This is a genomic window from Desulfosediminicola ganghwensis (assembly GCF_005116675.2).
Taxonomy (GTDB): domain Bacteria; phylum Desulfobacterota; class Desulfobulbia; order Desulfobulbales; family Desulfocapsaceae; genus Desulfopila; species Desulfopila ganghwensis.
The window spans coordinates 3,205,778-3,218,725 of sequence record NZ_CP050699.1 but is presented as its reverse complement, the minus strand read 5'-3'; the positions used below and the strand labels follow the sequence as shown (position 1 = coordinate 3,218,725).

At 46.9% G+C, this 12,948-nt stretch carries 13 protein-coding genes and 1 pseudogene; 4 read left to right on the top strand and 10 right to left on the bottom strand.

Going from position 1 to position 12,948, the window contains the following annotated elements; genetic code table 11:
* Nucleotides 1–50: 50 nt before the first annotated feature.
* Together FCL45_RS13650 and FCL45_RS13645 are read left to right on the top strand one after the other, a co-directional pair.
* Nucleotides 51–1,448: an NAD(P)/FAD-dependent oxidoreductase gene (locus FCL45_RS13650; protein ID WP_136795926.1), complete on the top strand. Its 1,398-nt coding sequence runs from the start codon at nt 51–53 to the stop codon at nt 1,446–1,448.
* A 254-nt stretch (nt 1,449–1,702) separates the two neighbouring features.
* Nucleotides 1,703–1,864 (top strand): rubredoxin, encoded by a 162-nt coding sequence (locus FCL45_RS13645; protein ID WP_136795927.1) that lies wholly within the window; start codon nt 1,703–1,705, stop codon nt 1,862–1,864.
* A gap of 255 nt (nt 1,865–2,119) precedes the next feature.
* Here FCL45_RS13645 and FCL45_RS13640 read toward each other — a convergent pair.
* The 10 genes and pseudogenes from FCL45_RS13640 to FCL45_RS13595 form a co-directional block, all read right to left on the bottom strand.
* Nucleotides 2,120–2,410: pseudogene (locus FCL45_RS13640) on the bottom strand (hypothetical protein); the annotation flags it as partial.
* Between the two features lie 167 nt (nt 2,411–2,577).
* On the bottom strand, nt 2,578–3,087 hold the full coding sequence (locus FCL45_RS13635) for a ferritin (RefSeq protein WP_136795929.1): 510 nt from the start codon (nt 3,085–3,087) through the stop codon (nt 2,578–2,580).
* 612 nt (nt 3,088–3,699) lie between these two features.
* Nucleotides 3,700–4,596 carry a UbiA family prenyltransferase gene (locus FCL45_RS13630; RefSeq protein WP_136795930.1) on the bottom strand — a complete coding sequence of 299 codons (897 nt, stop codon included), beginning with the start codon at nt 4,594–4,596 and terminating at the stop codon, nt 3,700–3,702.
* Entirely contained in the window at nt 4,589–5,185 is a 597-nt protein-coding gene (gene coxB, locus FCL45_RS13625) for a cytochrome c oxidase subunit II (protein WP_136795931.1), read from the bottom strand. Before coxB ends, FCL45_RS13630 begins: the two co-directional genes overlap by 8 nt.
* 12 nt (nt 5,186–5,197) lie before the next feature.
* Nucleotides 5,198–5,488: a cytochrome C oxidase subunit IV family protein gene (locus FCL45_RS13620; RefSeq protein ID WP_136795932.1), complete on the bottom strand. Its 291-nt coding sequence runs from the start codon at nt 5,486–5,488 to the stop codon at nt 5,198–5,200.
* Nucleotides 5,489–5,515: 27 nt separating this feature from the next.
* Nucleotides 5,516–6,112, bottom strand: a complete 597-nt coding sequence (locus FCL45_RS13615) for a cytochrome c oxidase subunit 3 family protein (protein ID WP_136795933.1) — start codon at nt 6,110–6,112, stop codon at nt 5,516–5,518.
* A 17-nt stretch (nt 6,113–6,129) separates the two neighbouring features.
* Nucleotides 6,130–7,779, bottom strand: coding sequence for a cytochrome c oxidase subunit I (locus tag FCL45_RS13610; RefSeq protein ID WP_136795934.1), 1,650 nt, complete (start codon nt 7,777–7,779; stop codon nt 6,130–6,132).
* A 36-nt stretch (nt 7,780–7,815) separates the two neighbouring features.
* Nucleotides 7,816–8,634 (bottom strand): SCO family protein, encoded by an 819-nt coding sequence (locus FCL45_RS13605; RefSeq protein ID WP_136795935.1) that lies wholly within the window; start codon nt 8,632–8,634, stop codon nt 7,816–7,818.
* A gap of 19 nt (nt 8,635–8,653) precedes the next feature.
* Nucleotides 8,654–9,193, bottom strand: coding sequence for a DOMON domain-containing protein (locus FCL45_RS13600; RefSeq protein ID WP_136795936.1), 540 nt, complete (start codon nt 9,191–9,193; stop codon nt 8,654–8,656).
* Nucleotides 9,194–9,510: 317 nt separating this feature from the next.
* Complete coding sequence (locus FCL45_RS13595; protein ID WP_136795937.1) at nt 9,511–10,632, bottom strand: NAD(P)/FAD-dependent oxidoreductase; 1,122 nt, start codon at nt 10,630–10,632, stop codon at nt 9,511–9,513.
* 310 nt (nt 10,633–10,942) lie between these two features.
* On the opposite strand from FCL45_RS13595, the gene FCL45_RS13590 reads away from it, so the two are divergent.
* Together FCL45_RS13590 and FCL45_RS13585 are read left to right on the top strand one after the other, a co-directional pair.
* Nucleotides 10,943–11,317, top strand: coding sequence for a desulfoferrodoxin (locus FCL45_RS13590; protein WP_136795938.1), 375 nt, complete (start codon nt 10,943–10,945; stop codon nt 11,315–11,317).
* 243 nt (nt 11,318–11,560) lie between these two features.
* A complete protein-coding gene (locus FCL45_RS13585; RefSeq protein WP_136795939.1) occupies nt 11,561–12,943 on the top strand; it encodes a class II fumarate hydratase in 1,383 nt (460 codons plus the stop codon).
* The last annotated feature ends 5 nt before the right edge of the window (nt 12,944–12,948 follow it).

Below are 12,948 nucleotides of genomic sequence, written 5' to 3'. Positions count from 1 at the left end.
CTGCGCTTCGGACCTCAATGTACTGACTTCTTTTTCTACAGGATCATATTATGCCGGTACCAGGCTCAGCTAAAAGATTCGATGTCATTATTGTAGGGGGAGGTCCCGCCGGTCTTTTTGCTGCCTACTATCTTGCAGAACACTCCAGCCTCAGCGTACTTCTCATAGAAAAGGGCAAAGCTCCCTTAAAACGGCAATGTCCCATTAAGGATCACGGCTGTGTGAAGTGCAAGCCGTGCAATATCCTCTGCGGAATTGGCGGTGCCGGGCTTTTTTCCGACGGCAAACTCAACTTCATCCATAAGCTTGGCAAAACCGACCTGACCCAATTCATGCCAACCTCTGAGGCAATGCAGCTTATAGATGAAACTGAAGGGATATACAACCGTTTCAACATGGATGGAGCAGTGTATCCCACCGATATGGAAGCCGCGAAGGACATCCGCAAATATGCTAGAAAACAGGGGATAGATCTCCTCATAATCAAACAGAAGCACCTTGGCAGTGACAACCTGCCAGGCCATATTGCCGCCATGGCCGATTATGTGCAGGCCCAGGGGGTGACGTTCCATCATTCTGAAGAGGTGGAGTCAATAATTGTCGCTGGAGACCATGTGGCTGGAGTACGAACCAACTGCAGCACTTATGAAGCGGCCAGTGTCATATTGGCGCCAGGCAGGGTCGGTGCTGAGTGGATGGGTAAAATAGCTCGTGAAAATAATCTTTCCGTCTCCCAGCGCGGCATAGAGGTGGGAGTTCGTGTGGAAGTCCATAACGAGATTATGCAGGATCTTTGCGACATCATCTATGATCCGACTTTTTTTGTGCGCACCAACAAATATGACGACCAGACACGAACCTTCTGTACCAACCTTGGCGGTTTCGTCGCTCTCGAAAATTATCAGAATTTTGTCTGCGTCAACGGCCATGCCTATATGGACAGGAAATCAGAAAACGCTAATTTTGCTTTTCTGTCGAAAGTGGTTCTGACCGACCCGGTTGAGGACAATCAGGCCTATGGTGAATCGATAGGTAAACTGGCTACTCTCATTGGTGGTGGCAAACCAATACTGCAACGTTATGGAGATCTCAAACGTGGCAGACGGTCAACCTGGAACAGAGTGCGTAACAGCTATATTGAGCCGACTTTAACCAACGTAACCTGTGGCGATATCGCCATGGCTCTTCCCGAGCGAATCCTGACCAACCTGATGGATGGCCTGCAGCAACTCAACAACGTTATCCCCGGCGTTGCCAATGATGAGACCCTGCTCTATGCCCCGGAGATTAAATTTTTTGCTACCCAGGTAGAGTCTGACAACAACCTTGAGACCTCCATCAAGGGATTGTTCGTCGCTGGGGATGGTCCAGGTGTTGCCGGCAATATTGTTTCCGCGACCGCAACTGCCCTTATTCCTTCCAAGGAAATCATTCGACGCTACTCCTGATTCTCCAGCCATTATCCCGTCTCTCATCCGGCGGAGTCTCAAGGACAGCCTTTCAGTTGCGGACACTGTACTCATGAATTTCTTTTAAATATAAGAAATAAGAAAGTCGTTTATAGCCTGCTTATGTCTTTTGATATTTGCTTTAAAATAAATGTATTTTTGTACGTCGATTGTTATTGACAGTGAAAATTAATAGGATATAATCAGTATCAAACGATAACGATTATCATTGTTAAATACTATGGAGGCTCACAATGCAAAAATGGGAATGTCCTTGTGGTTATGTGTACGATCCGGCAGAAGGTGATTACGAAAATGGCGTAGAGCCAGATACCGCATGGGAAGATCTCCCTGAAGACTGGGTCTGCCCGGTTTGCGGTGCAGAGAAAGACTCTTTCTGGAAATACGACGGTTAACCTGAGACTATTATCAGTCGCTGCAGGGTAGCTCCACCCTTACACTTCCTTGCAGCGGTTTTAGGCTCCTCCAAATCAGGCCACCCTCATCTTATCCTGTAACCACAACACTTCGCCTGTAATTCCTCTCAGACAATGTCTGATGAATAGAATTACTGGATTTTCACCGTAATTTTTTATGAAACACCAAAGCCCCTTCAGGAAAAATTCTGAAGGGGCTTTGGCATGTTAGGTAAGGTCCTTAGAGCGTTACTGTCACATCTTGCCGATCTGATCATAGAGATCTTCATTGAAACCGATATAATAAGAGTTGCCGATTCTCAGTGCAGGTGCTCGCAAATTGCCTGTTCTACCTGATATCTTTGCAACAATCTCCTCCTTGTCATCAGTTTTCGGGTTATATTCCAGAATTTTCTTGCCACTTGTAACCACAACTTTCTCAGCCCCTTCAACCAGGCCCCAGACATCGTCACCGGATATGGTACTTTTGGCGGCATTGACTTCTTCGTTAATCTCCAAACCACTTTCTGAAAAAACCGTCCCGGCTTTTTTGCAGGATACTCAGCCTTTTCGTAAGTATGCCCAATCAATTTTCATATTTTCTGCCCTTGTTCTGTGGGGTATCCAAAGAGCCGCCTTCGTGCCGGCACAACTTCATGGCAACAGAAGGCGACTCGATTGTACAGGAGTTTAATTGAAATCGGATATCTACACTAGATACCTGCAGGTTCGGTAAAAACTCTCTTAGCCATTTCCATATCCATGGCAAACATACCTGCGGTATCAGTACCAACCAGTTTCAGACGATCAAGGACCTCACCAACACTCGCCTCTTCTTCCACCTGCTCAGAGACAAACCATTGCAGGAAGATATTGGATGCATGATCACGCTCATCAAGAGCTGTATTTATCAGATCGTTTATCAGACCAGTGACTTTGGCCTCATGGTCGGCAACCGCCTGAAAAGCATCGAGGGGAGACTCCCAATTTGTCTGTGGCTTATCGATCACCTTCAACTCAATCTCACCTCCCCGCTCCAGTAGATAATCAAACATCTTCTCAGCGTGGAAGTTTTCCTCCTTTGCCTGGCCCCGCATCCAGTTGGCAAAGCCAGGTAATCCGGTTTTGGCAAACCATGCGGCCATGGAAAGATAAAGATATGAGGAAAAAAGTTCTGCGTTAATCTGTTCGTTCAGGGCGTCGGCCATATTCTGGGAAATCATGCAATAATCCTCCTGCTCGGGGTTACGGGTTTTTTAATATTTCAGTTCATTTGATACACACGAAGTGTAATGTCAGGTGTATCACTAATTATCTTTCTTTTTTTTGTCCTTCTTTTTCAAGGATTTCTTGCCTTTTTTGCCAAATATATCCTCAAGTGCGATTATTGGACACCCCTTACACTTCTTCCCTTTTTTCCTGTATTTCAAGCAGCATTTAGATTTCGGCATGCATCAATCCATAAATTTCTATAATTCTGAGTTAGGGGCGATTTTATCACTCCGTGCCTGATCCCCCCTGTTGACTTCCAATCATGATAATATTAGTAATCATTATTGCAAAGCTTTTCTGTCCTTAGCCTGCATATTCTTATCGAACAGCAACCCGGGGATAAAAAGGAATCAGAGCACCATTAACCTGCGACATGGAAAAATGAGGAGATAGACAAGAGAGGTGAGATGTAACTGATTGGCTGGTGCCCCACCCTGGGATCAGTATGCTTATCTGCTGGTGAAGAAAAGCCTTTAATCCACACGCTGTTACCTCTACAACCTTGGTCGTTATACCTCACTCCGTGCAGCTGAGATCCAGATATAATAACAAAAGAATAGTGGTCAAAACGAAAGAATCAACATGTGAAAAACCAACATGGTGTTCATGGAGATGAAGAGCATTTTATAGTTCCTGCTCTTTTGCAAAAGTAATTGGCGAGAAATCATGAAAGTAAAAATCGCTGCATTTAGGCCAATCAGGCCACATTGCCTGAAACTTTCTACCATTGGAGAAATGGTGAATAACAGCATGACAAAGCCGAGCGAACTGATCCAGACGACTGCCAGTTTTCGTAATCCAGTCTCTGAAAATTTTTGCAGAAAACTGGGCTGTACCGAGGTCAGATAATCGTGCTTGTGTTGCAGCTGCACCAGAAAAAAATGTGGAATCTGCCACAAGATGAGTAAAGCGAAAAGTAATAATGCCTGATGTGACAGCAGCTCTCCCCCCATGGCCGCGAGACCGATCAGGGGAGGTATCGCTCCACAGATTGCGCCCGGAACCAGAGCATAAAGGGTTACCTTTTTGAGCGGAGTATAAAAGCCGTTATAGAGGAATAATGCCACAAAACCGAGGCCAGGTGATACTCCGGAGATACTTGCCAGTTGCAGAATTGCCATTCCGCTGCAAATAAGGAGTGCTGTTTGCAGAGCGGCAAATTTAACAGACAACTCCCCCCGCACCAGTGGCCTGTTCCTGGTTCGCTGCATCAGACTGTCTGAAGCCACCTCCTGCAGCGAATTCAGCGTCGCAGCCCCCATTGCCAACAGAAACACACCTACCGACACTGCCCATCCACTTGAGAGACTGGAACCTGGTGCCAGGCTGGCACCAAATGCTGTCGAACAAGCGATCAATAAACAAAGCGGTACTTTAGCAAGTCGCCTGACTGCAGAAACTGTATGCAGAAGATCTACGTGAAATGTAGAGCAGTTGGAATCATTTCTGATCTCATTCATCCTCACTTTCCAGCCAAACCAGATACTCTTCTTCGGGAACTATCCTCAACTTTGCCACCATGGCCGAATGTTCCGTGCCACAATATTCAGTACAAAGGATATCATACTCTCCAAGCACATCCGCATTAAACCAGACATAGTTCTCCATGCCCTTTACGGCATCCACCTTGACACGAAATGCCGGGATATAAAAACTATGGAGAACATCTATTGAAGTTATATTCAACTTAATGGGTTGCCCCAGGGGGACCACCAGGGTGTTTTCCGTTTCTTTGTCATTATCATATATAAAAATCCAGGAATATTGTTGCCCTAGCACTTCTATTTCTATTGCGTTCTCTGGAACAGTGCGCAACCCAATGTAGGATTGCCAGCCTATGTAGAACATTGAGAGGGCAATAAAGGTTGGGATCACAGTCCATGCAATTTCCAAAGGTACGTTGTCTCGTATATCATGCGGAACCGGATGCTTACTCCGCCGATAACGGATAACGAAGTAGATCATCGTCGCGGTTATACCCACCAGCAGGACTGCTGAAATACCAAGGATGTACCAGAGTGCCTGGTCAACACCTTTTCCCGGAATCATAATGGTCTCCACTTAATATCTGAACGCCACATCCCAAAAAGTGAACGTTATCATTATGGCTAAAAAAATGACCGCGCTGATGAAAGACCAGACTATGAGCGGCCCTTCATATTTGAGGTGCATGAAAAAGAGCAGCACCAGAGTTGCCTTGGTGGAGGCAATGCCAATTGCCACAGGCACGTTAAAAAAACCGAGATCAACGTACGAAACCCCAATGGTCACCACAGTGAGCATCAACAGGCAACCTAGAACAGCGGCCAGCTTGCCATAACTCAGAATATGGTGTGTTCCATGCTCACCCATTACACTCCTCCATATCGTTGCCTCCCGTCATAGCACCAGATAAAACAGCGGGAAAACGAAAATCCAGATCAGATCGACAAGATGCCAGTACAGACCAGAGTTATCGAGCATGGCTATTCGCTGGGGGGTAATGATATCTTTTGCAACCATTACCAGACTAATGGCAAGCAGCACCATACCGATTATCACATGCAGTCCATGCAGGCCGGTTATTACGTAATAGAGTCCGAAGAAAATATTTATTCCCGGCTCCCCTTCCACCAACTTTTCTGAATTCGGGTAAATTCCATGGTGGAATTTGGCGCCCCATTCAAAATACTTGTTCACAAGAAAGATGAACCCGCAAATAAGAGAAAAGGAAAGCAGGCCAATGGTGAGTTTTTTTCTACCAAGCTGCAGAGCGGTTATGGATGACGCCACCGTAAAACTTGAAATCAGCAGGACGATAGTATTGGCAGAACCAAAGAAACGATTCAATTCCTTCCCACCTTCCACGAAAAATTCCGGATAACGGTAAAAGTAGACTGCGTAGAGCACAAACAAACCACCGAAAAGGATGATCTCAGAGTAGAGAAAGATCCACATGCCCACCTTGATTCCAGTAGTATCGTATCTGGTTGACATGAACTCTCCTTGTTTTTTTAATCTGCTGCGCTTTCAGGTTCAGGTGCGTTCTCTTCCCGCTTAAGGATCTCACTAAAATCGTACGGGTAGGACTTGACCCTCGGTTTATCGACAAAATTTAACAATGGTGGTGGTGATGGTACCGACCATTCGAGGGTTGGGCCACCCCACGGGTCTGCCGGCGCAGGAACCCGCTTTCTAAAACTGATTATCAGGTTATAGAGCATGAGGGCAAAACCGAATACCATCACATAGCCACCGATACCCGCCACAAAATTTCCACCCTCATATTGAGGCAGATAGTCATAGTAGCGGCGCGGCATTCCCTGCAACCCAAGAACCAACATGGGCATATAGTGGAACATGAAACCTACACAAGCAAAGGTCATGCCGATATACGCTTTTCTAAAGTCATACATAATGCCGAACATCTTTGGCCACCAGTAATGCAGTGCTGCAAAAAAGGCGAATCCGGTTCCGCCAAACATCACAAAATGAAAATGAGCCACCACGAAATAGGTATCATGGACATGGATGTCCGGGCCGGCGGCACCAAGCACCAACCCGGTCAGTCCGCCCACACTGAAGAGATAAATAAACATCAGCGACATCAACAGCGGCGGACTCATCTCAATCGCCCCCTTATACATGGTGGATACCCAGGAAAACACTTTAACCGCCGAGGGAACTGCCACCAGGAACGTGAGTAGGGAAAAGACAAAGACTGAGACATCACTCATGCCGCTGGTATACATATGGTGGGCCCAAACCAATGAACCCGCAATGGCAATCGCCATAGAAGAACCGGCAATCGCCTTATAACCAAATATCGCCTTTCGTGAAAAAACCGGGATTATCTCCGAGATCACTCCCATACCCGGCAGAATCATGATATAGACCGCAGGGTGGGAATACATCCAGAACAGATGCTGATATAGGATAGGGTCTCCACCCTTATCCGGCTCAAATAATCCTACACCGAGGAGTCGCTCTATTACTACCAGCACCAGGGTAATTGAGATCACCGGCGTAGCCAGGATCTGAACCCAGGCTGTGGCATACAGCGACCAGGTAAAGAGCGGAATCTGCATCCAGCCCATGGCCTTATCCCGCATTCGGTGCACGGTTGTTACGAAGTTCAGACCGGTGAGCATGGAAGACATGCCGAGAATAAAGGCAGCGCTCACCGTAAGTGTGACGTTTCGCTCAGTAGATACGCTGAATGGTACGTAGAAGGTCCAGCCGGTATCGGCAAACCCCTGCCCGGTAAAGAGCGACAATACCGCCAGCACTCCGCCAAACATATACAGATACCAGGAGAAGAGGTTGAGCCTGGGAAAAAACACATCGTCTGTTCCGATCTGGATTGGCAGAAAGAAATTACCAAAGATCGCAGGAATTGCCGGAATGATAAAGAGAAAAATCATAATGACACCATGCAGGGTAAACATGGCATTATACATATCCGCATCCATCAGGGTTTTCCCCTGAGACATCAATTCTGTCCGTATCAACAGCCCGACAATCATGGCCAATGAGAACCAGAACAGCACCGCCCACATATACATCAGCCCTAACCTTTTATGGTCGTGGGTCAGAAGCCAGGCTTTGATGCCGGTAAGATGAGATGGTGAGGGGGTTTCGAAAAATGATGCTGCTTGAGTCATGGTTACACACCCAGGTTGCAGTTCAGGGAATACCGTTTACCTCGTCCGTCCTCCGCCGCGCCTTCGTTTTTTGCGGTAATATATGGAAACGCCTACGAGAACTACCGTAAAAAATATCAATACCGCCACTTTCACGTTCTGATAAATCGCTCTCTTGCCGCTGGTGTCATAATTAAAACAAAATTCCAGAAACCGACGTACAGAGAGGATGGGAATACCCTCCCGGGCACTTGATATTGCCATATCTATGTCGCCCGAAATAAATGAACCATATACATAACGGATAATTTTACCGTCCGCTGCCACAGCAATCATTGCCGATGGATGCACAAAGGTTTCATCATCTATGCGCTTGAACCTGAATCCCAGCGAATCTGTAACACGTTTGATCTCTTCTGCTGAGCTGGTAAGAAACAACCACTCATTTTCCGGAAAACCATCAAAAGTCAGCTTGAGGTAATTCCGCTTCGCCTGCGACGCTATCTCTGGTGTTTCAGTATGGCTGAAGCTGAGTGCTATAGCTTTATAGTCATCACCGGGATCAAAACTCAGGCGATTCATGGCCACAGCCATATTGGCTAGGTTTACGCTGCAGGAACTCGGGCAGTAAAAGTAAATCGGCAGAATGAGTGTTGGCCGATCTATAATTTCTCCCAGAGTTATTTCCCTGCCGTGTTCATCTAAAAATCTTGCATCGAGCGGAATGTATTCTCCACGCTTTTCCGTAACCCATTCACGATTGATGTCACGGGGAAGTTCGCCGACTTCATCCTGCTCTGCTGTCGCTCCCGCTACAAACGGCAGCGACAGCAGCTGCAGGATAACAGCAAGGTATACTACGCCTGAACGGACCATGGCATGAAGTATCGAAAGACTACTTCATCTCACCGCTACCGAGGTTAACGGTCATAACTTCGCGATACTTATGCTTGGCCCTGAAGCTATCGCGTCCTCCGCCGTAAGCCAGAAGTAGCACGGTATCTGCATTAGGATCTATAACCCCATCTTTCTCGTCACCTGAGTTCAGGGGGATGACGAACTCGATGGTGGTGATGCCTCCTTCCTCAGTACCGCCGACTACCGTTACGTTTTCGGTGCCACCCACCTTGTCATCTGCCTTGTGGCCTGTGGCGGTAACTCCGAACTCATCGACAATTTTTACCTTACCAGCTTTGACGTAACCAATAACGTAATTGGCATCTTTCATTTTAGCTGAAGGATTGAACCCTACCCCGACCCAGCCTTCAGTCTTGGCACTGACCTGCCCGGCAAGATTGTCACCATCAATTTTCCATGAAAAGGATATGTTTTTTGCCTCAACAGTGTGATCGTATTCTGCAGCTACAGCTTGCGAGGCAAAAATGACAGCGAAAGATATTCCTGCTATTAAGATGTTCCATAAGCGATTGCGCATCAAAATTCCTCCTTTTTTACTATCAGGGATGTTTAATTATTTTATCTTTAACATTCGGTCAAACTGGCAGAAAAGTCAAACATAATAATGTATTAATGAGGTTAAACAACAGTCTCGGGCTCTTCAAGGAACATACTCAATTGTACTGCCTGAAAAATAGATCAGCCGAAGCTTTTGAACGTTCCGGCAACACCAGTTATTCGCTTTAGGTCAAAGAAATACCTGATCACCTATATAACACTGCAAAAAACAAATAAGAGCACACAAGACACTGCGGCATAATTGTCAGCTCCTTCGCGCGCTGAACCCGATACTCATCAGCTGAATCGACGGATAAACTTACGATCGATATAGTCCTTAATTCGAAATGCCAGGCTGCCTTTTATGAATAGTGCCCGTTTCTGCAGGACCCCATACCCCTTACCAAGATTGAAGATCAGCATATAATCGCCACCAGGAGAGAATTCCTTCAATGGTTTATCCTCCAGGCTCGCCAGCAGGTTATGGTACAATATTGGATTTTGGCGAACAGCATAAACTCCAACCTTATCAAGGGGTGAAGGTTCAAAATAGATACAATCGCCACCACCAAATATTTCCGGATGTTCCGGCGATTGCAGATATGAATTGACCAACAGGCCACCTGCAGGCCCTGTTTTCAAGCCAGATTCATCGAAAACTGCGGAAGGTTTCACTCCCTGTGCATACAGAACCATATCCTGTTCAAATTCGTTACCAAGACAACTCACCACCGCTCCGGGCTTGATACGTACCACAGGCTCACGTAAACGTATTGTAACGCCCTGATTTTGAAGATACTCACGACAAACTTTCTGAACCTTGTCTGAAAACTTCGTCATAAACCCGCCACGACAAAAGACAGTCACTTCCGGCTTTTGCAAACTGTATCGTTCTGCTGCCTGCATCAGGTTTCCGGAAATTTCTGCAGCCGATGGACCACCTCCTATCACGACTATTTTCAGGGCTTTATCTTTACCGTTTCTGCCGAAATAGTCTCGTGCTGCCAGCAAACTCTCGATGGGTTTCGAACTAAATATACCCTCTATCCTATCTGATTCAGACTCGAACTCCCGAATAACCGTGCTGCCAAGGTTGCATGACAAAACATCATAGGAAACAGTTTGGCCCGATTGTAAATGCACTATTTTGTGGTCAGGGTCAATTCGAACAACACTGTCTGAGAGAAAAAGGCCTCCCCGCTCTTCGACCGTCTGCTGACTCTTGAAGGAAATCTGCTCCGGATGATAGCTACCACCCAGCATTCCCGGCCCCATCCCAGAGTAATAATGAATTGGTGACGGTCCGATTACGGTTACCCTGTGACCGCGTTCAGTGATTGTCCGAATGTTTTTAAGGGTAACCATATGAGCATGGCCCGCCCCTGCAAGTACTAAGTGCTTCCCATTTTCATTCATCATGCACTCCGTACAACAGTTATCTCTTTCATTCGAGATGCAGTTCCAGAAATACAGCATCATTTAAGGCAGGACTAATGCCAGAATAGCACAATCCTTCAGAGGCGAAAAGTATGCTTTCAGAGTAGGTTACACTGAATATTTGATACAAGCGCCTGTTTTTTATAATACCTCAACGTCACTGATATTCAGGGACTTTTGAAGCGCTCGCCCGATTTGACAAGAATACAATTGGACACCTCAGCCACTTTCTGTATACTTTATGGTGTTGCGTAGTTATCAAAGATTTCTCTCTTAATTGGAGGACTATATCATGCCTGAAAGACTCGAAGTGTACAAATGTGATTTATGTGGAAATATTGTGGAAATGCTTAATGGCGGCGGTTCCAATCTGGTTTGTTGTGGTCAGGACATGGACCTGATGACCGAAAACACCACCGATGCAGCTGTTGAGAAGCATGTTCCAGCTCTTGAGAAAAAAGCTGATGGCTGGCAAGTAAACGTCGGTTCTGTCGATCATCCAATGACTGATGCCCATTTCATCGAGTGGATTGAACTGATTGACAATGGCACTGTTTACCGGGAATTCCTCTCACCTGGCGACAAACCTGCAGCATTCTTCCCTGTTCAGGCAGATGAGGTTACCGTACGCGCCTACTGCAATCTCCATGGGCTCTGGAAAGCGTAGTCACCACCATCCCACAGGCCAATCAGTCACCACCGATTAAAGGTGGCATGCCGAAAGCCATAACCACCGGCGTGCCACCTTTTTTTGTGATTTCATAGTAATGAAATCTACCATCTATTGACACTACTACTCCTCCTCAATAGTTTGATATCATGTATCAGGCTACAAAATTCTGGTGATGCATATGCGACGCAGATCACCAACGTATCAACACGTGAATGCGCTACAACAGGAGGGCATCATATGAACGACAGCGGAAAACGTACAGAGCGTGACAGTATGGGTCCTGTAGAAATAGCCGAAGATGCTCTCTACGGGCCCCAGACCCAGCGGGCCATAAATAATTTCACAATTTCCTCTCTGGTCATGCCCTGGCAGTTCCTGTCAACCGTAATCCTTGTTAAAAAAATCGCAGCCATTACCAACATGGAACTTGGCCTGCTTGATCAGGATCAGGGGCACGCAATCGTCAATAGTTGTCTCAAGCTCCTCAAAGGTGGTTTACGCGATCACTTTCCCGTTCCAATCTATCAGACCGGGTCCGGCACCAGTACCAACATGAATGTGAATGAAGTCATCGCCCGCCTGGCCACTCTTGAAGGGGCCGAAATAGATGCCAACGACCATGTCAACCTCGGGCAATCGAGCAACGATGTCATTCCAACCGCCATCCATGTCTCCACAGCCGTCGGTATTACTTCACAATTGATACCCGCACTGGATACATTGATCGAAACCATCAGAGTACGTGGCAGAGAACACCATGACGTGGTGAAAACCGGCAGAACCCACCTGATGGACGCCCTGCCGATTCGCCTGCAAGCCGAATTCGAGGCCTGGGCCATCCAACTGGAAGAGTGCTGTGAGCGTTTCAACGATGGACTTGCCAGAATTACCAGACTCCCGCTTGGCGGCACAGCCATCGGCAGCGGTGTAAACTGTCATCCGGATTTCAAGGCAATTGCAATCTCAAAACTGTCCCAGGAGACCGGAGTGGAATTCAGCTCCGCTGCATCAGCCTACAAGGGATTAAGCAGCATGGACAGCGCAGTTGAAATTTCAGGCCATTGCAAAACCACGGCAACCTGTCTGTTCAAGATCGCCAACGATTTAAGATTGATGAATTCCGGACCTCTCTCCGGAATGGGCGAAATCCAGCTCCCCGCATTGCAACCAGGTTCATCCATCATGCCCGCCAAGGTCAACCCGGTCATACCTGAAGCGGTATGCATGGCGGCTGCTCAGGTTATTGGTTATGACACCGCTATAACTATCTGCTCACAATCGGGTAATTTTCAACTCAATACTATGATGCCCCTTATAGGAGCAAACCTTCTTGGTGCGATAGAGCTGATATCGGGAAGCTGTCTTTGCCTGGCTGATAAAGCGATCAGAGACATGACAATTGATACAGAGCGAGCCAGTGCAGCTTTAGAAAAAAACCCGATTTTGGTCACAGCGCTCAACCCGGAGATAGGTTATCTTCGTGCCGCCGAGCTCGCCAAGCTTGCGGTGAAAGAGGGACGAACCATACTGGAAGTCGCCAGGGATCATACTGATCTGCCGGAAGAACTCCTGCAGGAATTATTGAATCCGGAAAATATGGCGGACGGAGGAAAAAAATAGAAACT

What these genes read in the sequence shown, in the direction of transcription:
- FCL45_RS13650 (WP_136795926.1), top strand. Translation starts at nt 51, where the DNA reads ATGCCGGTACCAGGCTCAGCTAAAAGATTCGATGTCATTATTGTAGGG.
- FCL45_RS13645 (WP_136795927.1), top strand. Translation starts at nt 1,703, where the DNA reads ATGCAAAAATGGGAATGTCCTTGTGGTTATGTGTACGATCCGGCAGAA.
- FCL45_RS13635 (WP_136795929.1), bottom strand. Translation starts at nt 3,087, where the DNA reads ATGATTTCCCAGAATATGGCCGACGCCCTGAACGAACAGATTAACGCA.
- FCL45_RS13630 (WP_136795930.1), bottom strand. Translation starts at nt 4,596, where the DNA reads ATGAATGAGATCAGAAATGATTCCAACTGCTCTACATTTCACGTAGAT.
- coxB (WP_136795931.1), bottom strand. Translation starts at nt 5,185, where the DNA reads ATGATTCCGGGAAAAGGTGTTGACCAGGCACTCTGGTACATCCTTGGT.
- FCL45_RS13620 (WP_136795932.1), bottom strand. Translation starts at nt 5,488, where the DNA reads ATGGGTGAGCATGGAACACACCATATTCTGAGTTATGGCAAGCTGGCC.
- FCL45_RS13615 (WP_136795933.1), bottom strand. Translation starts at nt 6,112, where the DNA reads ATGTCAACCAGATACGATACTACTGGAATCAAGGTGGGCATGTGGATC.
- FCL45_RS13610 (WP_136795934.1), bottom strand. Translation starts at nt 7,779, where the DNA reads ATGACTCAAGCAGCATCATTTTTCGAAACCCCCTCACCATCTCATCTT.
- FCL45_RS13605 (WP_136795935.1), bottom strand. Translation starts at nt 8,634, where the DNA reads ATGGTCCGTTCAGGCGTAGTATACCTTGCTGTTATCCTGCAGCTGCTG.
- FCL45_RS13600 (WP_136795936.1), bottom strand. Translation starts at nt 9,193, where the DNA reads ATGCGCAATCGCTTATGGAACATCTTAATAGCAGGAATATCTTTCGCT.
- FCL45_RS13595 (WP_136795937.1), bottom strand. Translation starts at nt 10,632, where the DNA reads ATGATGAATGAAAATGGGAAGCACTTAGTACTTGCAGGGGCGGGCCAT.
- FCL45_RS13590 (WP_136795938.1), top strand. Translation starts at nt 10,943, where the DNA reads ATGCCTGAAAGACTCGAAGTGTACAAATGTGATTTATGTGGAAATATT.
- FCL45_RS13585 (WP_136795939.1), top strand. Translation starts at nt 11,561, where the DNA reads ATGAACGACAGCGGAAAACGTACAGAGCGTGACAGTATGGGTCCTGTA.